General features: G+C 63.4%; 22 protein-coding genes. 10 read left to right on the top strand and 12 right to left on the bottom strand.

Features of this window, described 5'->3' with window-relative positions; genetic code table 11:
• The first annotated feature begins 47 nt into the window (after nt 1-47).
• The 3 genes from H6718_36335 to H6718_36325 all read left to right on the top strand — a co-directional run bounded on the left by H6718_36335 (nt 48) and on the right by H6718_36325 (nt 3,834).
• The gene (locus H6718_36335; protein ID MCB9590931.1) at nt 48-1,145 is read left to right on the top strand and encodes a hypothetical protein; all 1,098 of its coding nucleotides are present in this window, start codon (nt 48-50) and stop codon (nt 1,143-1,145) included.
• A gap of 67 nt (nt 1,146-1,212) precedes the next feature.
• On the top strand, nt 1,213-2,343 hold the full coding sequence (locus tag H6718_36330) for a hypothetical protein (GenBank protein ID MCB9590930.1): 1,131 nt from the start codon (nt 1,213-1,215) through the stop codon (nt 2,341-2,343).
• A gap of 126 nt (nt 2,344-2,469) precedes the next feature.
• The gene (locus tag H6718_36325; GenBank protein MCB9590929.1) at nt 2,470-3,834 is read left to right on the top strand and encodes a glycoside hydrolase family 88 protein; all 1,365 of its coding nucleotides are present in this window, start codon (nt 2,470-2,472) and stop codon (nt 3,832-3,834) included.
• Nucleotides 3,835-3,891: 57 nt separating this feature from the next.
• Here the strand turns inward: H6718_36325 and H6718_36320 are convergent, their stop codons facing one another.
• Nucleotides 3,892-5,538: a glycoside hydrolase family 88 protein gene (locus tag H6718_36320; GenBank protein MCB9590928.1), complete on the bottom strand. Its 1,647-nt coding sequence runs from the start codon at nt 5,536-5,538 to the stop codon at nt 3,892-3,894.
• 696 nt (nt 5,539-6,234) lie between these two features.
• Between H6718_36320 and H6718_36315 the strand changes: the two genes are divergently transcribed.
• Nucleotides 6,235-6,528 (top strand): hypothetical protein, encoded by a 294-nt coding sequence (locus H6718_36315; protein MCB9590927.1) that lies wholly within the window; start codon nt 6,235-6,237, stop codon nt 6,526-6,528.
• Between the two features lie 28 nt (nt 6,529-6,556).
• Nucleotides 6,557-7,498, top strand: a complete 942-nt coding sequence (locus H6718_36310) for a phosphatase PAP2 family protein (GenBank protein MCB9590926.1) — start codon at nt 6,557-6,559, stop codon at nt 7,496-7,498.
• A gap of 20 nt (nt 7,499-7,518) precedes the next feature.
• On the opposite strand, the gene H6718_36305 is transcribed toward H6718_36310, so the two are convergent.
• Nucleotides 7,519-8,790 (bottom strand): anion permease, encoded by a 1,272-nt coding sequence (locus tag H6718_36305; protein MCB9590925.1) that lies wholly within the window; start codon nt 8,788-8,790, stop codon nt 7,519-7,521.
• Between the two features lie 409 nt (nt 8,791-9,199).
• A complete protein-coding gene (locus tag H6718_36300; GenBank protein MCB9590924.1) occupies nt 9,200-10,219 on the bottom strand; it encodes a hypothetical protein in 1,020 nt (339 codons plus the stop codon).
• Nucleotides 10,220-10,401: 182 nt separating this feature from the next.
• On the opposite strand from H6718_36300, the gene H6718_36295 reads away from it, so the two are divergent.
• Together H6718_36295 and H6718_36290 are read left to right on the top strand one after the other, a co-directional pair.
• Entirely contained in the window at nt 10,402-11,178 is a 777-nt protein-coding gene (locus H6718_36295; GenBank protein ID MCB9590923.1) for an FHA domain-containing protein, read from the top strand.
• Nucleotides 11,179-11,297: 119 nt separating this feature from the next.
• Nucleotides 11,298-11,753, top strand: coding sequence for a hypothetical protein (locus H6718_36290; GenBank protein MCB9590922.1), 456 nt, complete (start codon nt 11,298-11,300; stop codon nt 11,751-11,753).
• Between the two features lie 81 nt (nt 11,754-11,834).
• On the opposite strand, the gene H6718_36285 is transcribed toward H6718_36290, so the two are convergent.
• On the bottom strand, nt 11,835-12,827 hold the full coding sequence (locus H6718_36285; GenBank protein MCB9590921.1) for a hypothetical protein: 993 nt from the start codon (nt 12,825-12,827) through the stop codon (nt 11,835-11,837).
• Between the two features lie 74 nt (nt 12,828-12,901).
• Between H6718_36285 and H6718_36280 the strand changes: the two genes are divergently transcribed.
• Nucleotides 12,902-13,408: a DUF1801 domain-containing protein gene (locus H6718_36280; GenBank protein ID MCB9590920.1), complete on the top strand. Its 507-nt coding sequence runs from the start codon at nt 12,902-12,904 to the stop codon at nt 13,406-13,408.
• Nucleotides 13,409-13,420: 12 nt separating this feature from the next.
• On the opposite strand, the gene H6718_36275 is transcribed toward H6718_36280, so the two are convergent.
• Nucleotides 13,421-13,804: a hypothetical protein gene (locus H6718_36275; protein ID MCB9590919.1), complete on the bottom strand. Its 384-nt coding sequence runs from the start codon at nt 13,802-13,804 to the stop codon at nt 13,421-13,423.
• A 331-nt stretch (nt 13,805-14,135) separates the two neighbouring features.
• Here H6718_36275 and H6718_36270 point away from each other — a divergent pair, with 331 nt between their 5' ends.
• Entirely contained in the window at nt 14,136-16,601 is a 2,466-nt protein-coding gene (locus H6718_36270) for an aldo/keto reductase (GenBank protein ID MCB9590918.1), read from the top strand.
• Nucleotides 16,602-16,646: 45 nt separating this feature from the next.
• Here the strand turns inward: H6718_36270 and H6718_36265 are convergent, their stop codons facing one another.
• The 6 genes from H6718_36265 to H6718_36240 all read right to left on the bottom strand — a co-directional run bounded on the left by H6718_36265 (nt 16,647) and on the right by H6718_36240 (nt 21,092).
• The gene (locus tag H6718_36265) at nt 16,647-16,802 is read right to left on the bottom strand and encodes a hypothetical protein (GenBank protein ID MCB9590917.1); all 156 of its coding nucleotides are present in this window, start codon (nt 16,800-16,802) and stop codon (nt 16,647-16,649) included.
• A 142-nt stretch (nt 16,803-16,944) separates the two neighbouring features.
• Complete coding sequence (locus H6718_36260; protein ID MCB9590916.1) at nt 16,945-17,949, bottom strand: hypothetical protein; 1,005 nt, start codon at nt 17,947-17,949, stop codon at nt 16,945-16,947.
• A 20-nt stretch (nt 17,950-17,969) separates the two neighbouring features.
• Nucleotides 17,970-18,740 carry a DUF4261 domain-containing protein gene (locus H6718_36255; GenBank protein MCB9590915.1) on the bottom strand — a complete coding sequence of 257 codons (771 nt, stop codon included), beginning with the start codon at nt 18,738-18,740 and terminating at the stop codon, nt 17,970-17,972.
• Between the two features lie 52 nt (nt 18,741-18,792).
• Nucleotides 18,793-19,260 (bottom strand): hypothetical protein, encoded by a 468-nt coding sequence (locus H6718_36250; GenBank protein MCB9590914.1) that lies wholly within the window; start codon nt 19,258-19,260, stop codon nt 18,793-18,795.
• Between the two features lie 127 nt (nt 19,261-19,387).
• The gene (locus tag H6718_36245) at nt 19,388-20,488 is read right to left on the bottom strand and encodes a hypothetical protein (protein ID MCB9590913.1); all 1,101 of its coding nucleotides are present in this window, start codon (nt 20,486-20,488) and stop codon (nt 19,388-19,390) included.
• Nucleotides 20,489-20,597: 109 nt separating this feature from the next.
• The gene (locus H6718_36240) at nt 20,598-21,092 is read right to left on the bottom strand and encodes a hypothetical protein (GenBank protein MCB9590912.1); all 495 of its coding nucleotides are present in this window, start codon (nt 21,090-21,092) and stop codon (nt 20,598-20,600) included.
• A 99-nt stretch (nt 21,093-21,191) separates the two neighbouring features.
• Between H6718_36240 and H6718_36235 the strand changes: the two genes are divergently transcribed.
• On the top strand, nt 21,192-23,120 hold the full coding sequence (locus H6718_36235; protein ID MCB9590911.1) for a hypothetical protein: 1,929 nt from the start codon (nt 21,192-21,194) through the stop codon (nt 23,118-23,120).
• Between the two features lie 28 nt (nt 23,121-23,148).
• On the opposite strand, the gene H6718_36230 is transcribed toward H6718_36235, so the two are convergent.
• Nucleotides 23,149-24,396, bottom strand: coding sequence for a hypothetical protein (locus H6718_36230; GenBank protein MCB9590910.1), 1,248 nt, complete (start codon nt 24,394-24,396; stop codon nt 23,149-23,151).
• Nucleotides 24,397-24,411 lie beyond the last annotated feature (15 nt).

Genomic DNA, 24,411 nt, shown 5'->3' with positions numbered 1-24,411 from the left:
TAGTGCGAATATCTTGATTGGGGGCAATTGTGATTGGCATATCAGCAATGGCAAAAACTAGATGGCATGGGACCCTTGTGTTGCTGGCGCTCGGCACATTGCATTGCAGTACCAACGACAGCAAGAACGACAGCACCGGTGGAACCGGCGGCACCAACAGCAGTGGTAGTGGCGGAGTTGGCGGGACTGCGGGGACTCAACACTCCACTGGAGGCACCTTCTCTGGCGGGGCGGCGGGCGGTGGTTCGGGTGGTACGAGTGGCGGGGTTGGCGGCGCCGGATCCGACGCTGGAGGTGCAGGCGGTAGCGAAGACGCTGGCCCTGGGTGCGATCCCGGATTCTTCGGTCCAACCTGCGAGGCGTGTACATGCGGCCCCAAGGGAGACTGCGATGACGGCATCGAAGGCTCTGGACAATGTAGTTGCGACTCCGGTTGGTCAGGCGAGAAATGTGACGCCTGTGCGGGCGGACACTACGGCCCGAACTGCAGCATTTGTACCTGCAACGTGCACGGCACCTGCGACGAAGGTCTGACCGGTACTGGCGTCTGTGCCTGCGATGACGGTTGGGGAGGGACCAACTGTCAAACCTGCGCGGAAAATCGCTACGGAGCGAGCTGCGAATCGACTTGTCCCATTTGCACCTTCGGCGATTGCGAAGCTGGGCAGAGCGGCACCGGCAAGTGCTGCATCACCGTCCCGGTGAACGGTCACGTGAACCAGGACATGGCGGCCCAAACAGGCACGTTCAGCGTCGAGTGGGACGGCAGTGCCAGCGCCCAGACGGACGGAATCTTCGGACTAACCGTAGACGACACCGCGAATGACTGGAGCGACTTCGCCGTTGCTACGCGGTTCAGCCCATTGGGTCTGATCGACGCGCGGAACGGTGGCAACTACGAACACGACGCTTTCGTACCCTACAGCGGAGGACAAGAGTTCCACTTCCGCATGACGGTTGACTTGTCGACTCACACCTACTCGGTCTGGGTGACGCCAAGCGGAGGTGCTGAGACGCAAATCGCCGCCAACTACAATTTCCGACCGACTCTCAACACGGTTACTGAGTTGCGCAACGCCGCGGGCCGCACCCAAACGAACGTGCAACCCATCCGGATATGCAACTTCTCAGTCGTCAGCAATTAGGCGTGCCGACATCGTTTTGACCTCAAGCATGTGCCCGCTTTAGCGCGCACTAGAACAGGACGACGTGATGAAGAAATTAACGTGGCTTACCATCGGGCTGGCCTTGTTTGGTCTCAACTGCTCCAGCGACGACGACGGCGGTGGTTCCGGTGGAACCGCCGGCACTGCCGGGAGCGCTGGGAGTTCCGGCAGCGGCGCAGGAGGCAGCGGCGCAGGGGGCAGCGGCGGAACGATCACGACCGGGGGAAGCTCAGGCGCGACCACCGGTGGTACCAGCGGAAGCGGCGGAACCGCAGGCAACGGGGGCGTCGGTGGAACGGCGGGCACCAGCGGAAGCGCGGGAACCGCAAGCGGTGGTACCAGCGGCAGCGCGGGCACGACTGGAGGCAGCGCGGGAACCTCTGGAGGCGCAGGAGGCAGCGCGGGCGCGACTGGAGGCAGTGCAGGAACTAGCGGCAGCGCGGGAACCGGGGGCAGCGGAGGCGCGAGCGGCACCGGCGGAAGCAGCGGCGCAGCAAGCTGCCAACCCAATGAGTACGGCCCAAACTGCACGCCTTGCACGTGTGTGAACGGCGCCTGCGATGACGGGATCACCGGGACCGGCGCCTGCTCTTGCCAGACGGGTTGGGACGCGACGAACTGCGACGTGTGCGCAGCGGACTACTACGGGAGTTCCTGCCAAGCGTGTGGCTGTGGTTTCGGCACCTGCGACGACGGTCTGACGGGTAACGGCGATTGCTGCGTGGATGTTGGTGCTGGCGCCGTCTTCAACGACGCCATGACCGCGCCGTCGTCTGCCTACATTGCGGAGTGGGACGTGACCCCCGGGACGGGCGGCAACTCAGACGTCGTGATCGGTCTCAGCGAAGGAACGGTGCCCGGCTCCGGCTACTCGTCGATGGCCGTGCTGATTCGTTTCAACAGCAGCGGTAATGTCGACGCTCGCAAGGGCGGCAGCTACACCGCAGACGCGAGCTTCGCCTACACGCCAGGCAAGCGCTACCACGTGCGCGCCACAGTGGATAGCACGGCGAAAACCTACACGGTTGGCGTCACCGAGGAAGGTGGTAGCGAGGTAGTGGTCGCAACGGACTACGGATTCCGCACGGAACAAGCCAACGCGACCCCCAACAACTGGGCGGTCCTCAACCAGACGTCGCGCCCCAGCACCGAGGTGTGCAACTTCACTGTTCACTAGAACTCGCTGCGGGCGGCACCAAAGGAGGTGCCGCCCGTCTCGGTTCCCTCACTTCCTTCGACGCACTGAGCTTTGGGTATCCACATGAAACCGTCGCGCCTCAATTCTCTTCTGAAGCTTCGATGGGTGTTCCCTTGCGTAGGGCTCTCCCTCTCCCTGGCGGCTCAGGCTTGCTCTCTCAGGGTTCCTGACAAGGCCGAGTATTTTGGGGGGGAGAGGGACGCTGGAGGCGGAGCCGCAGGCAACATCAACGTGGGCGGCACCGGCGCCACCTCGTCCGCCGGGACCGCGGGCAGTGGCGGAAGTGTTGGAGGAAACGATGCTGGAGGCGCTGGAGGCGTTGGCGGCACGGGCGGTTCCGCAGGAGAACCCCCCACCGGCGACGCAGAGTACTGCGCCTATCAGCTTGACCTCGCGGCACAGGAGTACGACCGCTTCAGAAAGGTCTACACCGATCCCAACGACATCCCGCGAAGCTACGACGGCACCACGTCGTCGGTGTCACCGAACGACTGGACCTCTGGGTTCGTGGCGGGGAGCTTCTGGCGCATCTACGAGCACACCAAAGACGACAGCTGGCGCGTCACCGCGGAGACGTGGACACAGGCGCTCTTCGCACAAGCAACGCGGACCTCCGACCACGACATCGGCTTCATCATCAACACGAGCTACGGCAATGGCTACCGTTTGACGGAGAGTTCTTCATACAAAACCGTGCTCGAGCAAGCCGCCGAAAGCGGCATCAAACGCTACAGCCCGGTGATTGGCGCCATCCGGTCCTGGGACTACGCCCAGTATACCTACCCCGTGGTGATCGACAGCATGATGAACCTCGAACTGCTGCTTCGGGGTTCGGAGCTGAGCGGCAACGACCAATACAAGCAGATCGCCGTCACCCACGCGCTCACAGTCGCCGCCAATCATTTCCGCCCAGATTCGAGCGCCTACCACGTCGTAGACTTCGACATGAATGGCAACGTGATCTCCAAGTCAACTCCGCAAGGGATCGACAGTCAGTCTGCTTGGGGGCGAGGTCAGACCTGGGGCCTCTACGGCTACACGATGCTCTTCCGGGAATCCGGCGACGAGCGCTTCCTGAGTCAGGCGCAGTCGATCGCGGACTACTACACCGAGCACCCCTCCATGCCGGAAGATGGCGTTCCGTACTGGGACCTCGACTCCCCGGAGTACTCGAATGTCCCAGACTTTCGCGACACATCCGCTGGAGCAGTCGCGGCGAGCGCATTGTTCGAGCTCTCGAGCTATGTCACCGGCACACGCAAGCAAAAGTACCGAGCGTTTGCCGTCAAAGCCGTCCGAGCGCTCTCTGGCCCAAGCTACCGTGCGGCACCAGACACGAACGGCCACTTCCTGCTGCGACACGCCATCGGCTCCTACCCGGAGCATCGCGAAGTCGACGTCGCGCTCAACTTCGCCGATTACTACTACTTGGAAGCGCTCCTGCGCTGCAAGGCGATGAGGAGCGACTGACGTCAACGCAATCGGGGCGGCCGACACTCGACCGCCCCTACACTGGCTCGCGCTTCGCTACTTGCACCGAGCGCGATTGCGTGACTCCTCTTCCAAGACCCGAAACTCGATGATGCTGATCCAGTCGCTGTAGCTGGCAGAGCTATCGAGGCCAGTCACAGTCAAGCGCACGAAGCGCGCGTCGCGCGGCGTGAAGAGACGCGTGTGAAACGGACCATGCTCCGCGTTGTCCTGGGCATCGACAGCAACCGTCCATGCCCCGTCGAGCGATTCTCGCGTTTCAACGATGAACTGATACGGACGCTGGTAGAGCGGCGCGAGTTCGATACCGCGAATACGTTCTACATCCTGCAGGTCCAGCTCCAGCGATTGCGGATATCCGAAAGCAGACCAGCGCGTCGTCAGATCGTTGTCGATCGCGCCGCTGCCTTCATTGCCCGACTGCTCGGACGTCACGCTCACGACGCCATGCAGCGCTAGGTTTTCCTCCGAGACCAGAGGCGGCAGGTGACCTCGCGAGAGCTTGATGACTTCGCTACCAGCCAACAAGAAGGCACCGACACCAAAATCGTAGTGGTCATCCGGCGTCGTGCTGCGAGAAATCGGCGCAGCACCGACGGGCTGGATGTAGCCAAGCTTGCCATGAGTAGCGAGCGAGAAGTCCGTCAGCGCACTCCAGGCATCTTCGATGATCGGAAGGAACTTCCGCCTGGAAAGCAGGCCGTAGTTCACACCCCAGGCAAGTGCGTAGGTGAAGAAGGCAGTGCCACTCGTTTCGGGCCCAGCGGGGCTCGTTGGATCGAGCAAATTAGCGGGCCAAAAGCCGTCATCTTGCTGAAGATCAGCCAGAGCGGCCGCCATCTTTTGGAAGGTATCCACATACTCGGCTCGGTGCGGGTCTTCTTGCGGAAGGCGGTCGAGTTCTTCGATTGTGCGCGCGTGGGCGGCGATGGCCCACCCGTTTCCGCGAGACCAATAGACGTGCTCGCCGTTGGGTGCGACAGCAGGTGGCTTGTACGAAGCATCCCGCCACCACAAGCCTTCATGCGGATTCCAGAGCCCATCACCACCCACGTTGCGCTTGGTCCAGTTGTACATGTCGTACATGCGCTCGCTATATGCAGGGTCGCTCCTCACTACGGCGAGTCGGGCGAACACGGGCATGGCCATATGCAGCGCATCCACCCACCACCAGTCGTCTATCTGGTCCGTCGCCAGCATCTTCGAGATGCTCTCCTCTATCATCGCAATTCGCGCGGGATCCGGATTCATGCGGTAGAGATCGATATAGGTTTGTCCAATGTTTTGATTATCGGCGTTCCGCGTTGCCGCACCTTGATAGAGTGACCAATTGTGACCTTGTGCCCACTTCAACGTATATTTGAGATACATGTCGTCGGGGTAGGCCTGGTGCATCGCCATGTTACCCTCGAAATACGTGGCCCGGGCCCAGCCGCGATCGCCAGGGGAGTCATGGTTCTCGATCCAGTATTCGTTTGCCCGACGCATCGCGAGGATCACGTCTTCCTTTAGCGGCATCTTGGCGTCGTGGTGGCGGCGGTGATTTGACCCGTGTGGCCCCCGTAAAGCCCCTTGAGAGTTCCCCGTCTCCTCCCACGCACCTCCTCCGTCACACCCCGTGACGGCGACCCCCCCGATGACCATCGCGAGCCCGATATTGCCTACAGCACGATACTTACCCATGGCGACCTCCTTCGTATTCACACGTCACATTTGCGAAACACAACGCTGAGAAACCACAGCGCTGGGCAACACAACGCACCACCGCTCAGACTCAACGCGGAGCCGATAGGGGTATTGGCATCATCCGTTATGGCACTACCGCTCAACGCCAAAGTGTCGCGGTAACCCAACGCAACTCGAAAAGGCGCTTACGCGACCTTCTCGTCATCCCATGTCAAGCTAACACGCATTGCCCAGCAAGTAAGTCACCCTCCGGGGTGCAACTACGCAGATCACCCAAACGTCACCGTCCCCATTCATATCATTTCCCTGCGGCTATCCAATGCTCCGTCAGCCCAGGAGCAGTTCCTCCGGTCTCGGGTGAACCGGTTTCGCATGGTTCGCTTCTTCGAGGGGAGCTCTGCGGCGCGAGCGTCGCCGATAGCAGCCTTGACGTTGCGCTCAGCGTCTCATCGCACCCTGTGCTCCGTTGCCCGCCTGTTCACTGCCCGGGTCGCCTTTGGTGTGCTCGCGTGCAGCTCGAGCTCGCCCTGTCCTCCAGCTAACGCCGGCGAAGCTGTTGAAGTGCCTTATCCACTCACGTTTCCGCCCCGGTGAGGTGTGACCTCCCCCCAAAAAACCGTTGAGGATCCCAGGACAAACGAAACGTGGTCGAAAGCGATTGCTGGCGGTCGCGGCCGCAACGACCATCGGCGGATGGACGACAAGCGGAAGCGCGCGTGGTCGATCATCATCGCCGGGCTCGTGATGGCGACGGTGTTCTTCGTGTTGAACGGACTGTTTGCCGGGCTACACCCACGGCTCCCAGGCATGCTGAGCACAGGGATCACCGCAGGCAACGCCATCGCCTGCTGGGGTTGCATTCGCCTGGCGATTGCCAAAGGCTACCCGTGGTATGTTGGTCTCCTCGGCATCTTTAGCTGTGTTGGAACGCTAGTTATCGGGTTCGTGTTGAAGGATAGGAACCCGGCTCCTGGCGGCACGCCCTGACTGGTCGGTTCGTATCCGCAAAGAAATAGTGAATCTGAAGTCCGTTCGCGCCGCCGCGTGCTTGCTCTTGAGCGTGAGCCTGCTGGCCCTATCCGCTCCCGCGAGAGCTCAAACGTCGATCGACGCGGATCGGGGACCTCGCTACTACGTGGGGCACAGCCTGGTCTCCGCCGCGCTGCTCGGCGGCTACCTGGCCTTCGCGCGCGCTCCCTTTCTGCGCAAAGGGAAGCGCTGGTCCGCGTTCGGTCGCTTCGACTCCTCGGTAGAGATGTACTTCAACGATGGCGCGGCAAGGCTCAGCGACACATTGGTCGTGTCGACAGCGTTCGTCATGCCCGCAGCCGTGCACTGGGGGCACGGGGTCGACACGGCGCTAGGCAACACGGCGATCGTTTACACCGAAGCGTTGGCCGCCAACCTCGCACTGAACGGCATCGTCAAGTATGCCGTCGGGCGCCCACGTCCCTATTTGGCGAGGATGATTCAGACGGACCCTCACGCGAAGGAGCTCGAGGCGGCGGATCCGAACGATGCGTACCTATCGTTCTATTCAGGCCACTCCAGCACCGCTTTCGCCGGGGCAGCCGCGTCGTCAATCTTGTTCTCGTTGCGTTCGGACAATTCACTGCAGACCCATTTCGTTTGGGGTGCGGAATTCCTCGCAGCCGGCGCCACCGCGAGCCTGCGTGTTTCCGCAGGGCGCCACCATCGCTCTGATGTGATCGTCGGGACCTTGATCGGCACCGCCCTCGGATACGGCTTCCCCGCAGCCCATCGCCTCGATCTCTCCCAGGTCAAGGCGACGGAGATGGGCGTGGGCACGGCGACCGCCATTCTCGGCTTTGGTCTAGTCGAGTTGCTGCGCCCCCCGAACAGCGTGACCATCGAAGTCCCGCTCGAGACGAGCTGGACGCTGTTGCCAGGACAAGTGGGCGGTGCCCCCGGCATGCTCGCGGTCGGCGCCTTCTGACGCGGAACGAGCGCGGAGAGCTACAGCATCCACAACATCGCGAGCGAGAGCGCCAGCGTCGGGATGAGCACCAGCGTACCGAGCGTGAAGAACTGTCGCACGCTGATGTGGATGCCTTGGCGCCTCAGCAGGTCGATCCACAGCAGGCCAGCCAGGGAGCCAATCGGAAGCAGCCGCGGGCCGATATCGCCGCCCACCAGGGCAGCCAGCAACAACTTCGGATCTTCATGAGACCCGATGGCCATCATGTTCAGGATCGACATCGGGTGGTTGTCGATGATGGCCGACCCCAGCGCTGAGGTGATGCCAATGCGCGCGAGCTGGGCGCCCCCCATGGCGGACGCCTCGTAGAAGGACGCCAGGCCCTCCACGATGCCCACGCGGCGCAGCCCCTGGACCACCAGAAAAATTCCCCATAGAAAAGCGAGGATGTCCAGGGAGACATGGCGCGTGACCTTCGGCAACGGCCCAACGCGATAGGCGCGGGAGAGGAGCAACGAAGCAACCGCGCCCAAGGTGGCGACGATCCAGATGTCCGCGCCGAATGTCGCTGCCACTGGGTACGCGAGGAAGATCACCGCCAGCAACAGAACAGCCGGGCGCTCCGCAGGGTGGCGCTCGGGCATCGCGCGGCCCGCGCCTTGCTCCGGTTGAGCCGAGTTCAGGAGCTTGCGGTAGACGACTCGCAAGATCAGATACGTGAGCGCGGCCCCCGCGATGGAGATGGGCAGCATGACCGCCGCGTAGGAGTTGAAGCCCAAGCCCGTGAACTCGGCCACGATCATATTCATCGGGTTCGAGACGATGAACGGAGCGACCCCGGGGGCAAGGAACACCGCGAACGCGAAGGCTACGGTCACCTCGGGTCTCCCTGGGAAGACCCGGCGCGTCAACGCGACCACGAGCGGGGTCAGAATCAAGATCGCCGCGTCGTTGTTTAGGAACGACGGGGTGATCACGCTCAGCGCGAAGATGATGGTGAACGTGTGAGTGGCGGAGCGCGCGCGTGCTTGACTCTCGATCCGTGCGGCAAGGCGATCGAAGGCGCCCACTTCCTGTACCACGCCGGTCATCAGCATGATGGACGTCAACGTCAACAGGGGGCGCCACTGCAGCCGCGCCGCATGAACCAGATCCTCGACGCGCAGCAGCCCTGCCATCAGCAGTAACAGCACGCCGACCACCGCGGCCCTGCCGGGTGAAAAGCGAAACGCGCGAATCGACGGCCGCAGCACCGCCAGCCCAACCGTCAGCACGAGCGTTCCGAACGCTATCGGGAGGGAACCGTCCACGCTTCCTGAGCCGAGTGAGTAAAGGGGCCGTGCTGAGGACTACCCATCATCCAGCTCTTAACACGGCCCGGCAGCAAAGTCCCCGGAGCTTGGCGTCCGCTGCGTGAACCCTAGTACTTCCCCTCGCATTGGCTCCCACAGGGTCCCGGCTGCTGGAGTCACCCACGGCGCACGCGGCCCCACCGACTCGCGGAAACACGCGCCCCCAGCGTTGCCAGTCGCGATGATGCACGCATGACATCCGCGGGCAGCTCCTCGGGCTTCGTCGTCTCGAACGGTAGGGTCGAGACCGTCAGCTGACCGCTGAGCGCCGGAGCGCCGGAACACACTTGCCGCTAGACGACGTTCGAGACTTGCCGATGCGTTTCCTCCCGGACTCAATCCACCCACCCGGCGACACTCGTGGGCATCACTGGCGACGTTTGCAGGTTCCTTCTCGCCAGTCGCTGACGACCGCCTGGTCTCCGTCTTCACTGAGCTCGAACGCGTAGCCCGAATACCCCTCAACACCATCCAGCCAACCATCGACGCAGGCCCCTCCGCCTACCGCTTCGCCGATGCCGCCGCTGATACTGTTGATGGTTATGCCAGTGGACTCACGTAGCTTCGCTGGGAGCTCGCGCTCGAACTGAGCACGGCTGGTGCGTTGACGGCGTTCTGTCGAGAGCATGGCGTAGGCTTCGTCATACTGCTTGTTTGCGAGGGCACCGACGAAGCCTCGAGTGACTCGCCCCGCGTCGGAGGTCGCTGGATGCACCACGGTGAGCCACAGGAAACCAGAAATCCCCGCGGCAATACCAAGCCCAACCAAGCCCGCGCGAAGAGGCGAGGCGCTGGGCGGCGCGGAGAGCTTCGGCAGCGGATTGTTGGGGGGAGGAGTACCTTCCTTGAGCCAGCGCGCGATTTCTTGGAACCGCGCGTCCATCATCCGCGCGCCCTCTCCCGCCTCCGGACCCGTGTACTGCACCCAGGTGCGGCGCTCGGGACCGTAGACGAAGTACATACACCCTCGCTCGAAGCGCACGTCTTGGAGCTGCTCACGGCCCACAACCCGGTACTTACCGTCTGCGACGACGATCACGCCTTCAGGGGCGAGCAGCAAGCCGTTCCCGCGACCGTGGTAGCGGCGCAAGCCAGAGACCGCGAGCGGTCCGCCAACCAACACGAACACCGACCCCAGCGCGAAGCGCCAAACGATGAGCTCCTCAGCTCTCAACGCGAACAAACCCCAGAACAGCAGCCCAATCCCCAGCAAGTAGGGCACGGCGGCGAGCGGTCCGAGGCAACCACGCAAACCCAGATGCTCGTACCAGCCGTAGCGTTTTCCAGTCTCCTCATCCATCGGACCAACAGCTCGCCGCGCCCAGTCTGGCAAGCGATCCACTGTCAGCGTATCTGGGCGCTGGTTGGTCGGTCTTCCTTCGAACATCGGTTTCAGTATCGAGGAATGCTCACGCAGAGAGCAACCCGAGCGCCCCTCGGAACGGGACCGCAGAAGAAATCTACGCGGATATCACCGAAACACTGCAACGGCGCCAGGCGAGAGATCCGAGCGAAGACTCGCAAAACCGCCCACAGCTTGACGCTACGCGCGCGCGAGCGTGCACTTCGATGGTGGAGTTCTCGCTCAACGTAAGTGGCCCGCGCGGCGCCCGCAGCCTGCCGTTGACCAACGGCGCTCGCGTTGGCCGAAGTGCCGACTGCGCGATCGTGCTCGACCACCCTGCGGTGGCTCCGGCGGCGGCGGAGTTCTCTTTCGACGGCAGTACCGCGCAGGTCGCGTCCTTGGGTGGCGTGGTCGCGCTGAATCAAGCGCGACTGAACGGCGCGCACTCACTCCAGCACGGCGACGAGCTCAAGCTGGGCCCCTTCCGCATCAGCATCACTGCGGTTCCAGCACCGCACGAAGGCATCGACGGGGGTCAGCCTATTAGTCAGTCCAACAGACATTCTGCCAGCGGTCCCTTCGCGGCGGGCCCCTACGCGCCGGTTCCGGTGGCGCCGGGCGCGCCTCCCCCACCCCCAAAACCTCCGCTTGCACTGGTTCGCGTGGACATCCGTTCGCGCCTCGGGACCGGAGACGGAGAGCACGCCGTCACGCAGAGCCTGGTGGACCGCGGCTTTACTCAGCGTGAGGCTGCGGAGCTGATCGAACAAGAACGCGCTTGGCTTCGCCAAGATACCCGCCGGCGCGGCGTGAGAGACATCGTGCTTGGGGCGCTCGCGATGTCGGGCGCCCTCGGTTGGTTCACGATGCTGATGTTCTCGGTGCTGATCCCGAATGTGGCGTTCGTCTTGATCCCCTTGGGAGTGTTTGGCGGGGCCTGGATGATCTTGCGTGGGATCTTGCGAGTCGTGTTGCCGATCCGCTCTTACGAACCGAGCTGAGCCTGCTGACTCAATAGCCTCTTGCGCCGCAGAGCGATTCCGCGGGGTGGCAGATCCGTGCGGACTTGCGGCGCTCGCCTTCGGTTGCCCCCCGGGCGCTCTCGGAGCATCCTCTCAGAGTGTATCGGCTGCTCAGGTGCTGCAGAGCGGGTGCGGCGTTGTGTGCGTTGTTCCTACTCACGTCACCTTTCACCGGCGCTTGCAGTGGCTCGGAGTTCTGCAGGCAAACCGGAGACAGCATCCCGTGCAACCAACTCTCGGTGCGAGCTTGCGATGAAGCGAGCGGCTGCAAGGTCACAGCTCAGGCGTGCTCCCAAGTCGACTGTGTCCCTCTCGACGCTGCCGCGTGCAAGAGCCACACAAACTGCGGGTGGTATCTGGAGTACGGAGGCTGCGCCACGAAGAACAGGAGCTACTGCGTAGGTGAACTCCAGCGCGAGTGCGAGACCCTACCCGATTGCTCCTGGGGCCCAGCGTGCAGCGGTCGCCTGATTGACTGCGTGCTGATCGATGGCGAATCCGAATGTAGCCGCGTGCCCCACTGCGAGTGGGAGAAGACACCAGCGCTGCACTAGCGTTATTGGGCTACCAGAGCGTGTTGCACTGGCGGAGAACCCGCAACTCGACAACCCCGTTGATGCGGTACCCAATTGGCGTCAGCGATACTCGCAGACGCGTACGCCTTTGGGCGCTGAGGCGGACGGGGCACAGCGGGATACTTTATAGACGTTGCCCTCGCCGTCTTCCTGAGTGGGCGGGCAGTCGGCTTTGGTGGCGCAGAGGAATGGTCCTAGCATCGCGCTCATCACGTTGCAGCGTCGCGTTCCGCAGCTGAATTCTTGGTACATCGCCTGGCCCGTTGCGTTGAAGCACTCTTCGCCAGCGTTGCAATCTGCGCTCTTGGCGCACCAAAACAGGCTGCGGGAGCCAGACGCTGCCGCGGATTGACAGGCATCGCTGTCCTGGACGCAGCTGCCCTGTTTGGTCGCGGGATCGTAACAGCACGCCTCCCCCAACCCGCACTTGCTGGATCCGCACGGAATGTCCTTCACTTCGGAGGGGCAGAAGCCTTCTCGAGGAAAGCCAACGATGCCCTCTTTGGCGACACAGGCGCGTTCTCCGCACTTGGCCCCAGCCAAACACACTTCAGCAGAGAGCGCTTCCGAGCCGCACTTGCCCGGCTTGCAAGCCCAGCGCTCCCCCAGGTTTTCGCACTGGTCGCCGTACTCCACCCCGCGGCAGCAAGCCTTGCCACTGCCGCAGTCAGCGCTCTCATCACACTCGCGCTGCGCTTTGTCTTCGCCTGCACACTGCTTCGCCTCCTCGCTTCCCCGAGGCAAGCAGCGTCCTTGTTTGGCTGATTCGTCGTAACAGCAGATCTGCGTCTTCAAATCGCAGTCCAGCGTCTCACACTGAATCTTCCCGGGCGTCGAGGCACGCACCGCCAACTCCCCAGATACAGCGCTCGTGGTCGCACTGGGCCCAGCTGTCTCGTCCTCTTCCCCGGCTTCTTCTGGGGGTGAGGGAGCAGCGTCCGCCTCCGATGAGTCATCGGGCGCAACCGCAGGCTGAGACGGTGGGCCACACATCAGACTCGCCCAAGCGCCAACACCGCACACAACCCAAGCCGCCCAGTGCTTCTTCCGCATCGCACTCTCCCCAATCAGACAGTTCAACGCAGACGGTAACCCAGGACTCGTGGCACCATCACCCTCATCGCACCATGAGCAAGACCAAGACGAAGGCGGCACCCAAGAAGGCGGCGCCGAAGAAGGCTCCTCCGAAAAAGGCTGCAGCAAAGGCAGCTCCCAAGAAGCCTGCAGCGAAGAAGCCTGAAGCGCAGCCGTCGGCGTCGGCGACCATCGACGCCCGGCTCAAGGAGATCGACGACTGGAGAGGTCAATTGCTCGCCGAGGTGCGCGCATTGATCCTCAAGACCGACCCCGACGTGGTCGAAGAGTGGAAGTGGGCCAAGGCCACCTCGCCGGGCGTCCCCGTTTGGTCTCACGACGGCATCCTCTGCACCGGCGAGACTTACAAGGGCAAGGTGAAGCTGACCTTCGCCCAAGGTGCCTCCTTGCCGGACCCATCAAAGCTCTTCAACTCGAGCCTCGAGGGGAATATGCGCCGCGCCATCGACTTCGCCGAAGGCGACAAGCTAAACAAGAAGGCGTTCGCGGCGCTCATCAAGGCCGCAGCCGCGTTCAACGCTTCCAAGCGGAAACGCTGAACCACTCAAGCGTCAGTCGTACCTAACCTTGCTAGCGGCATCCTTCAGCGCGCGGTCGAGCGCCACTGCGAGGGCGCGGCGCCTGGCGTCGACGTACAGGCTGCCGTTCTTGTTCGCTTCGCCGTGGCCGTGGAAGGTTTGCCCTCCCGCCTCGAGGTCGACGTCCACGGTCAGATCCGAGGCTTCGATCATGGCGCCCGCAGGTGCCGCGACCAAGAGCGGCTCGTTCCGGTTCTTCACCGTCACCTCGGTCACCCGGAGCTGGTGCGGCGAAAAGCGTGGCACCTCTTCGGGCACTTCGACCTTCGGTGTCGCGTAGGTGCACGCGACGCCGCGGGTGGCGAGTAACACGAGCGCCATCAAGCCGAACCGTTGAGCCCAGAGTTCCCCTCTCATGCGGCGACCGCGTCACGTCGCGTCAGCGCGGTCACGACGTCGGAGCTTGACTTAAGAATCTTTCAGTTCATCCTTTGCCGCTCATATGTCCCGTCTCGATTTCTCCCGTCCCTGCACTTGCGCGACTGTCTCAGTCGCGGCGAGCGAAGGTGCGTGCAGAGTTCGAGCAGCGAGCTGGGCCGGTTGCGGCGAGCGAGGCGGGATGTTGGCGGAGCTGTAGGCGCGTAAGTACAGCGCTTTCGCGAGCCCGCTCCCACAGCCTCACGGCCTTCAGGGAGCGGGCTCGTCGCGTTTCCTGAGCCTTTTTACCCGGCGTTTGAAGGAGGGAAACATGACCACGTATCAATCCATATCCACCTCGGAATCTGAGCCGCCATCCATTGGGAGCTCGCGGGCGCCCACTGAGGCGACAGTGTCGACACTGAGCTTCGGCAGCTATCGCTTGGAGGGGCCGCGCGTCAGCGAGCTCGTGAAGCTGGCGCTTACCGCGGGGATCCGTAGCATCGACACCGCTGAGCTCTACAAGAACGAGGCGGCTGTCTTTTCGGCGGTGCGTTCGTTTGAGGACGCTCACCCGGAGTCTGGGCCGATCCGCGTTTCGACAAAGATCTACAAGAGCCTGCTCTTCGAGCAGACACTGCGTCACGTCGAGCAACTCGCCCAGCGTCTGGGGCGACCGGTCGATCAGGTGCTGTTGCATCGTCCGCTCCCATTCGCGATGTTTCGCGCGCTGAGCGCTGCGAAGGAGCGAGGTTTCGTGCACCAGATTGGTGTGTCGAACTACACGACCGAGCGCCTCACGCAGCTGCTCCTGGCTTGCGACACGACGCCGGACCTGCGACATCGACCGACGGTGAATCAAGTCGAGCTGCATCCCTTCGTGGGTCCGGTGCAACCGCTCCTCGGCTTGTGCCGCACGGAAGGTATTCGCGTGCAGGCGCATACCGTGCTGGCGCGCGGCAAGCTGTTCGACTTTGCGCCGCTGCAGGCCCTTGCTGCGCGTCTCGGCGCAACGCCCGCGGCGGTGATGCTGCGTTGGGCGCACCAGCTCGGCGCGGAGCTCGTGATCCACTCGTCGCAGCCGGCACATCTGGCCGAGGCGATCGACGTGGTCAGCGGTAGCTTCGTGCTGTCTCCGCGCGATATGGCGGAGATCAATGGGTACTACGGCGCCAAGACCGTGCGCTTCTATCCGCAGCATGCGACTCCTACGCTCGACAGCGAGCTCTCGGAGATCATCGACACGGATGAGTACGTCAGCGCCGTGGCGGCTCGTCTGCGCGCCGACCGTACCGCGAACGCCATGGGCGAGCCGGTATCCAATGCTGCGCTCTCACTGCCTGCGGGTACCAACCGCGAGCTCCTGACGCACCCGTTGGCGAACCGCATCGCTCTCGAGCTGTTCCCTACGGATCAGTCGTCGGGCGCCGAGCGAAGCTACCAGCGCTTCCGCGATTTGGTGCGTCAGCTGCGCTCCACGGCCATGGCCCAGCTGCAAGGTCAGCCAAAGGCCAAGAAGCTGAGCTGCTCCGCTGGCGCTCACGTCGCACCCGGTCCTCAGCGCTTCGTCGAAGGTCAGCCGGTCTCCAACGCGATCAGCTATCCCCTGCCGATGCCGGTAGAGGTAGCGCCCGGGTCGGAGCTCGCGCCGTTCTTCAGCTTCCTCGCCGAGCCGGAGCGCTTGGGCGCGGCTCCCACGGGGCCACGCACGGCGCCGCTCTTGTTCACACGCGGCGCGTACTTCCCCGACCAGCGTATGGACTTGTGCAAGCAAGTCGTGGGTCCGGCTCACGTGGGTAAGCTGCGCGACGCGGTAGTTGCCAACGGCCACCGCAAAGCATCCGACGCTTTCTCCATTCGCCATTTTCTCCTCGGAAATAACATCGCTTGCGAGGGTTCCGGGGGTGAGGGTGCGCTGGCGTTCGCCGGAATGATGCAGGACCCGGCGCTCGAGATCGAGACGTGGTACCTCGCGGGCAACTGCATCAGCGGCGCGGACATGGGTGTGATGGCCCGGGCTTTAGAGCACAACGTGCACGCTCGTGCCCTGTGGCTGAAACGCAATCCGCTGCACGCCGAGGGCGCAGCTCACTTGGGGCACTTGCTCGCGAAGAACTCCGCGCTCTGCCTGCTCGACGTCCACAACACCGGTTTGTTCGATGAGGGCATGCAGGCGTTCGCGGATGGCTTCTTGCGGGCGGACGGTGCGCTCAGCTTGCGTCACCTGTACGCCTCGGCGAACGGCTTTGGCCCGCGCAGCATCGAGCTGCTGGGGTCCGTGTTGACGCACAGGGGAGCCACTGCGTCTTCCTTGGTCTCGCTCTCGTTGTCGCTCAATCGCCTGGGCAACCGCGGCCTCGAGCTGTTCGAGACCTTGGTGCGCCGTGGCGCGCTGGGGAACCTCGAGCGTTTGGACCTCGGCTCGATTGGCCTCGACTCACCAGACCTATCTGGCTTGGTCGCGGCGCTGATCGAGCACTGCCCGAAGTTGAAAAGCTTCGACCTCGGCACGTACCTCTCGACTCGTGACCTTGAGGAGCAAGCCAATCTGCTCCGCGCGGATGTGAGCCCGCTCGTTACGTTGCTCGAGCAACACCCAGCGCTCGAACTGCTCGACGTCTCGCTCTGCGGTCTGCCCGAGAGTGCCTTGGAGCGGCTAGTGGACGCCCTGGGTCCGCACCAGTCACTCCACGGCGTGGGCTCTCACGCCTTCAACCACAGCGAGCGCGAGCGCCGCTTGCTGAAACACCCCCAACGCGTGCTCCACATCGACTCGATCTATCGCGGACGCGCCTAACCCAATGAGAGCGCACACGTCTTCGACGTGTGCGCTCTTTGCTATTCAGTCATCGAACGCTTCCTCGAGGCGCCGTGTCCAGCCGCAAAACTCGAGAAAGCTCTGACCAAGCGGCGCCGCGTCTTCGAAACCGAGGTTTCCGGCGCTCGTGAGCAGAATTGGATACTCGCCGACGACTGGTGGCTCACGCACGTCAAGCACGGCGAAGTTGCCACTGCCATCTAGGCCGAGAGGAACGGCCTCAAGCTTTTCTTGAGTTCGGCCAGCTCAGCACTTGTTGCCCCAGGGCAACGCTCGTACCACTCGAAGTGAGCTTTCCATGGGATCCTCGGCGCGGTCATGCTCAGCCATCCATGTCCACCCACACCGCGCGCCACTGGTCCAGTTCGCCGCGCTGCAGGTCCGAGTTGCGAATGGCAACTGTATGCCAAACGACTTCATCTTCGTCTACGGGCAGGCTGAACAGGCGCTGCCAGTCTTTGCCGGGGCTCGGGTCATCGCCCGTGGTTGCACGCGTGTGGCCCAACAACCCGAAGCGAGACGCTGGAGAATCTGGCGGCTCGCAACCATCGCCGACCTCGAGATCCGCGCTCCAAGGGCCCTCGTACTCCTCCGGCAGGCTAATGTTCGGCTTGAGCCGGACCTTGCGATCCGGCAGGCGTTGATTGAACTCATCTAGGTCCGGATGGGCTCGCCGAGCAAGATCAGTTTCCTTGCGGATCCATTTGACACAGACCTCGGAGATCCCAAAACGTTCGGCCTCACCGAAGGAGAAAACGGAGAGCATTCCGAGGCCCATGAGGTGAGCGAAGCCGGGGAGCTGGGCCAGGTCATCCAAAGCGATCTGACACACGAAGCGACATTGGGAGCGAAAATCGATCTCGTCCGCGGATACCTTGAATCCTTTGGTGCAGTCAGCCAACGTGGGCCACGGCATGTCAGCGGGAAGGTCGGGGTCGCCGAAGTAGCGCGTGGTGCCATGCTCTACCGGCGCATCCCCCAGTTCCCATTCAACGTCCAGCGCGGGCAGAGCGAGGGTTAGCCAACGGCTGAGGTGATGCAGGGACTCCGTCTCGGCGCTTTCCACGACGATCTGTGCGCCCACCAACGCAGCCCAGTCAGCTTCAGCACCGCTCAGCGCTTCGCGAGCCTCCCGCATCCTGACTCCAGACTCTGAGGCGTCCGCATCGGGCTGCATCGCCTGGTCGATGAGGCGAAGCAGCCCAGCACGCTGGGTGTCATTGCCCGCCTCCAAGACGCGAACGTACTCACGGAGCACTTCCCGCTCGTACTTGGAAGCCAACAACTTCTCGACTAGCTTACCTTCTGCAGCAGTAATGTTGAGCATGATGTTGTTTCCGTGGTGATTCACTTTCTCGCCGGCGCCAGCGAGTACACCGTGCGGTCGGGGTCGACGACTGAGGGCCTGTGACGCACGAGGAAGCGCTCGCTTGGGGTGAGACCGATGGTGTCGCGGTCGCTGAGAACAGCGCCGTTGTCGAGCAGGTGATGAGCCACGTTGAATGCTCGATCGGTGAGCGTCTCGAGGTCGAGCTTCGAGCGGACGAACTCGACCTCCATCAGATCGAACTGGTCCATTCCCAGGGTGTAGAGCGTGGCGGTGTTGTTCTTGTCGCGCATCAGGCCGAAGCGCACCCACAGGTAGAGCGGGAGGTATTCACGGCTCATCTCCCGTGCGTCGTCGAGGAAGGCGTCCACGCCGTTGACCAGTGAACCTCCCCCCCAAAAAACGCCCGCAGCCTCGCTGGTGAGTAAACAGGCACCGACGACGCGGGTCAGTTCGAGCATCACGTCGATGGCGCCAAGCTCGTCGCTGATGACCGTGACGACCAAGTGCGCGACGTGTCCTTCGATGCTCTGCTTCGCCTCGGGCCAGTGCAGCGCGGCGCGATAGGTGGGTTCGAGATCCGAAGCCGGGATAGGCGCGGTGTTCAGGCTGATCAGGGCCGCGAACTTCGCCCCATCGAGGGTCACGCCGGTGCCGTCGGGTGCAGCTGCAGCAGGTTTCAGCGTGCTTTGTTCGGGCCACTCTCGCGCGTAGGCGTCGCACAAGGCCTGAGCAGCGGGCAGCTGGCTCACGTTGAGAGGCACCATCGCGAGTCGCATCGTGGAGGTCATGTTGGCGCACTGTTAGCAGATTGCAGCAACGCTCGCCGCATCTTGAACGGGGTCACACGGCACAAACCTTCTGGCGGATCGACGGGGAGCGCTCACGACCCCAGGCTTGCCAAGAGAACCCTGCATGAGCGCCAGAGATCTCGACACGGACCACATCGGGTGCCCCCTGAAGGTCGCAACGCATCGTATGGATCGAACGGTAGACACTCTGACGACAGACCTCGACGTCGTCCGCGAAGACGGCGACACGCAACTCAGGTAGATTTCCCGCATAGAAACGCATCTCAAAGCGCAGCGACTCAACGGCGAACGGTGCCTTCGCGACCTCGAGCGGAAACGACGCGGAGAACTGTTCGCCAGCCGGAACATCGCTGGAGCAATACTGGCTTGTCGGGCAGGTTTCGAACAGCTCGACTTCCCGGTAGTCGCGCTCGGTCCAGCACTGGGGACCGCACCCAAGGAAACCCGTCGCACCCAACAGCGCACCCAACAACCATGCACAGGACCGTCCGCCAACCATAGCGCCCCCGAAGCAAGAACAGGCGTTGAGGGTGCCACAAGCTAGTCTCTGTGGCACGGCACAAGGCGCCTTTCCACCGGTCGGTGCCCTGCGGTCGCGCTAAACGACAGCTACATAGGGCGCTAACCTAGCGTGGGGCTTCCACGCAGCACCCGGTCACGCAGTAGTAGCCGGACACGCAGGGGGACTGCCCCGGAAGGCCACAAGGCTGAACGCCCGCGGCACACTGAGTGCTGCCGCCACTGCCGCCTTGGCTGCCACCGCCGCCTTGGCTGCCACCGCCGCTGCCAGCTTGCCCCGCGGAACCACCGTTACTGGTCCCGCCGCCGCCACCGCTCCCTTGTGGGTTGCAGCTCTGCGGCACGCTATGCTTTCCGACGCAGAGCTCACATACACCGCAGTCGTTGAAGCACGAGGGCACCGGAGTGCACGGATGGCACTTCGTGGGGTCGCCCACGTCATCACTCGTGCAGGTCGCCTGCTTGCTGACTTCGGACCCCAGGTAGACGAACTTGCCGCTGCCTGCTGGCAGCTCACAGCAACCGAAGCAATCGCAGCCATTGGGAGTGAGCGGTCCGCAGTTGGCAGCACACTCCGCGTCCTGACTCTGCAACAACTCGTCGCAGCCCTTACTCGTGCCCGGGATGTTCGCGTTCGCGTCGTAAACGCAGGCGCTGTCTGCGCTGGGGTAGTAGTTGGGCGCCGTGGATAGCGGGTCGCAGGAGTGAGACCAGTAACAACCGTCGTTGTTGCCGGTGTCCTGATCGAAGTAGCAGTCCATCTTGCACGGCGCTTGGTTGCCTCCGGGGATGCCCGACGCGAAGGAGTCTTCTGTGTTGTCGCAGGGGCCCACGCAGTCTGGGTCTTCGGCGTCGGTCAAACCGTCGTTGTCATCATCAACACAATTGCCGCACAGATATTGATGACCTTCACACTGAGCGGGGACGCAGGGACCAGTTCCTCCCGTGGAGGAGCCGCCGTTTGCGGATCCAGCACTCGAACTCCCGGCGCCACCGCCTTCGCCGGCCAGTGATCCTCCACTGCCGCCATTCCCTGCACTTCCGCCGCTAGTGCTCGAACCGCCCACACCGGCGAGGTTCGTTCCTGCGCTGCCTCCGCTCATCGAGCCGACTTCAACATCTTCGCCGCACGCGGCGACGAGCGCGGACGCTAGTAGCGTCCCAAGCGCCGTCCAGCGCTTGACCTGCGCGATACGAAGTCCTGCCACGAAGGAAGGCTAGCATCGCCCGTCGGAGGTAGTGTCCGTTTCAGGTCGCGAGAACCGGCGCCCCGTCGGAGCGCAGAGAATGCGGGTGAATCGTGCTTGTCTACGGCGACTAGGCCTCAACTGGCGTCAGCGCAAAACGCAGCGCCTGATGCAGTATTTCGCCGCCAAAGGGGCTCGAGTACTCCTGGAAGCGCACGGCGTTGCTGCTCTCCTGTGCCTCGAACTGGATGTGAGCTCCATCGTGGAGACGGATGCGCCAGCGCTGCCACGGATCATCCCCATCCTCTCCGTAGTACGCGCGCCGGGCGTCGACGACATACAGGCGCGGGTAACCCGCGACGACCACTTCGACCGTCTCCTCCCAGTCAGGCCCGGGATCTTCATCCAGCTCGAGCCACTCCTGGATCACCGCTAAGAACTCCTCCGCGGCGTCTGCATCCGACGGAACGAAGACCGCCCACCATTGCTCGTCTTCCGCCCAGACGCGCAGCTCGAGAGACCGCTCACCGCTCAGGGGCAACCGATAGTGGTGCTTGAAACCCGGCTCGAGGTCCGACTCTGCAGTCAGGTCGAGATCCCCACATTCATCGATTCCGCTAGCCATCGGCTCGGAGGTTACTCCCTCCGCTTCCGCTGACCAACGCGCCTCGCTTTTCCTTAGAAAAAAACTGCTAGCTTCAGCTCTTTGTTTGAAAGGCCAAAGATGAAGTTCCGAACGTCAGCGTATCTGAGTGCCCTCGTGTTGGTTGTCGCTTGCAGCGGAGAAGACTCCTCCAGCTCTTCGGGAGGCACCGGAGCCAGTGGTGGCTCCGCAAACGGCGGCAGCGCTGGTGACGCGACCGGTGGCACCAGCGGCGGCACAACGGGAGGCGCTGGCGCGACGCAAGACGCGGGCACTGACGCCACCGCGTGCACGGAACCCGCGAGCCTGATGCCCCACGCTGACGACCGCGCCGCTCAAGGTCAGCAGTACACCGCCCAGCCGCAGCTCTCGGCGGGCAGCGTGTCCCGCTGGCGCAAGGCCTACGGTCCAGACGAAGTGAGTGTCGACCCGAGCAGTGGGGCGCTCACCTGGGACGTTTCCGCGGGGTTACCTTCCGAGAGCTTTCACATCGGCGTGCGCGGCGTCGACAGCTGCGGCAACACCGTCGAAGACGTGTGGGTGGTGACGGTGGGTGACGGCACGGTGCTGCGCGTCGGCGCCGCGGAGCAATACACCACGGTCAAAGCCGCCTTGGCAGCCGCAAAGGCTGGCGACACGATCATCCTCGCGCCAGGCACGTACGACAGCGTCGAAAACAGCTTGAACTCCAATCCAGGTCCCGACGCGTTGCCACCGAGCGGCTCCGCCACGGCTTACACCACCGTGATCGCCGAGGAGCCGGGAGAGAGCATCTTCAGCGATGGCATCGTCTGGGCGGGCAAGTGGGGAGAGCTGCACCACGTCGCGCTGAAGGGCGTGTATGCGAAGCTCGGCGTTGGCATTCAAACAGGGACTGACGCCGCACCTCGCCCCCACCACATCAAGCTGGTGGACATCGCGAGCGAGGGCGAGATCAACGTCGCACACTCCGACGACGTGCTGGTGGAGGGTTGCTACGTGTTCGGCGGCGGGCGCTACAAGCTCAGCACGTACAAGGCCACGCGGGTGGTGTTCCGGCGCTGCGTGACGCGTCTCGACCACGCGCCGCTCAGTGGGCAAGAGACACCCTACGGCTCGTGCGTCGCCTACAGCTCCGACGACGTGGTGTTCCAGAACGTGATCGACGTCGACTCCGATCAGCGCGACGCGTATCCCGACGGAGAGCTCACCGGCGCGTTTTCGGTACCGACGACCGCCGGCGCGAGCAATCGCATCATCTACGCGCGATCCATCTTGCTCCACAGCAAGGTCAAGCTCGGGAGCTACGACTCCACCAACGGCATCGCCGACGTGCTCTACGACAACGTGATCGCATGGGACGTCGACACCATGCCCGGGCTGCCCGATCTGGTGCATGGCTTCGGCAAGGGCGTGTTCGATCACGGCACCTTCGGCGAGATCCGCTCCACAGGCGACGTCGCTGGCATCACCAACGCGTTTTTCAACGGCTACGGCGGCCAGCGCGACGAAGTGAAGAACAGCGCGTTGGTTGGCATCGACGGACCGCTGTTCTCCGAGTTCGAAGCACTGTCCTACGACGCCTTCGAGAACACTCAAGCCTTCACGCCGAGCGGCGCCGAGCAGCTGGGCGATACATTCCTGAGCGTCGCGATCCTCACGGATGCACTGAAGTACCTGCCGCGGATCGAGTCAGGCTCCGCGCTATCGGGCAAGGCGTCCGATGGACAGGACATCGGCGCGACGGTGACGACGTTCCGCGGGCGTGCTGGCACGCTGTTCGGTGAGACGGGCTGGGACGATGAGACGAGCCTCTCCATGTGGCCGTTCCCCCACGAAGAGCGCATCGCGAAGCACATGGGCGCCTACACCTACAGCGGGAACCTGCAGAGCGGCAAAGCCGTGCAGGTGAGCGGCGCGCGCGGATTTGCAGAAGCAAAGACGGCCCTCGACGGCGGGCCGCAGACACTCACTTCCTATGTGTGGGAGTACCTCGGCACACCTTGCCCCGCGGAAATTTGCCGCCCCTAGCTCCGGGGCGGCTTTTCCTTGCGCTAGCTCACTCGCAGGCCTGGATCGCCGGGCCTGCCTCCGCGCCAGCGTTCGGGTCGTCACACGTCAGCGATGGTGAGGTGTCCACCGTAAAGCAGTCGCCGGGGTTGTCGTTGCAGTAGCCCTGGCACTGGTCCACGGGGCATGAGCCCCAGTTGAGCGTGTGGAAGCCGGAGTCGTTGTCCTTGCCCCAGAAGAAGGTCTGACAGCCGGGCTTCAAGATGGGACCGCAGTGCCCCTCACAACGCATCACGCCGTTTTCGTCAGGCGCGCGCTCGGAGACGAAGGCGTCGATCACGTCAGCGCAGGTTGCTCCGCCGCCTTCGCCTTGCACGTTTTCACCGCAGCGCTTGAAGGAGTCGTGCGCCCCGTGGTCCTTGTCCCATGCCGCTTCGGAGTTGGCGCACTCGTGACAAGCGGTGCACTCGGCCATGGGTGGTAGCCCGGCGGGCGGGCACTCCACCCAGCCTTCTTCACAGGCGCGCTTACGCCAGTAGTTGATGCGCTCGAGGCAGCTGGTGCCGCTGGTCTTCCAGGTTGCACGCGTCGTGTTGTTCGGCGGGCACTCCCAGTTGCACGCCTCGTCGAGGGGCTTGACCACGCAGGGGCAAATCGAGGAGTAGCGCTCTCCGAAGCAGTTCGCGTTGCCCGGGTCGATGCTGCAGTCAAACTGAGTTTCCTTAGGGAAATAACATGACTTCGCGCCGTTAGCATCGGTATCGATGGACACCACCACTTGCCCGGCGGTCGGCGACACGGAGTCCCAGCAGCCGCCTTCGCGACACTCGAAGCCGAGCCCCTCAGCGATTTTGCCGAAGCTCGCCATGTCCTTGTGGTTGACGCTGCGTCCATCGTCGCACGCGTAGTAGGAGCAGTTTTGCGGCAGTGCTCGCTCGCATACTTTTTGGCAGCTGGGACCATTGACGTTGCCGTCGTCCTTCATCACCCACACAGTCCCGGGGTCATCCGGATCTGCTGTACAGGTGTAGCCAGGCGCGCAGCTCAGCTCCGGACAGTTCGCGGTGCCGTCTGGGCAGTTCACCGTCGTACCCGCGGTACCGCCGCTGTTGCCACCGGCTGTGCCGGCAGCGCCACCGCTGCCGCCGCCGCCGTTGCCACCGCTGCCGCCATTCCCGTTCCCGCCGCTCGCGCCGCTTCCGCCGTCGGGGTTATCGAGGACTTCATTGCTGCCCCCATCACACCCGAAGGTGGCGAGCAGAGAGAGCAACAGGCTGGCAGTCAAGATTCGTCGCACGAGAACACCTCCAGA

Source organism: Polyangiaceae bacterium (genome assembly GCA_020633205.1).
Lineage (GTDB): Bacteria > Myxococcota_A > Polyangia > Polyangiales > Polyangiaceae > JAHBVY01.
Note: the sequence above shows the minus strand (reverse complement) of the source record. Positions and strands in the feature narration are given on the sequence as shown.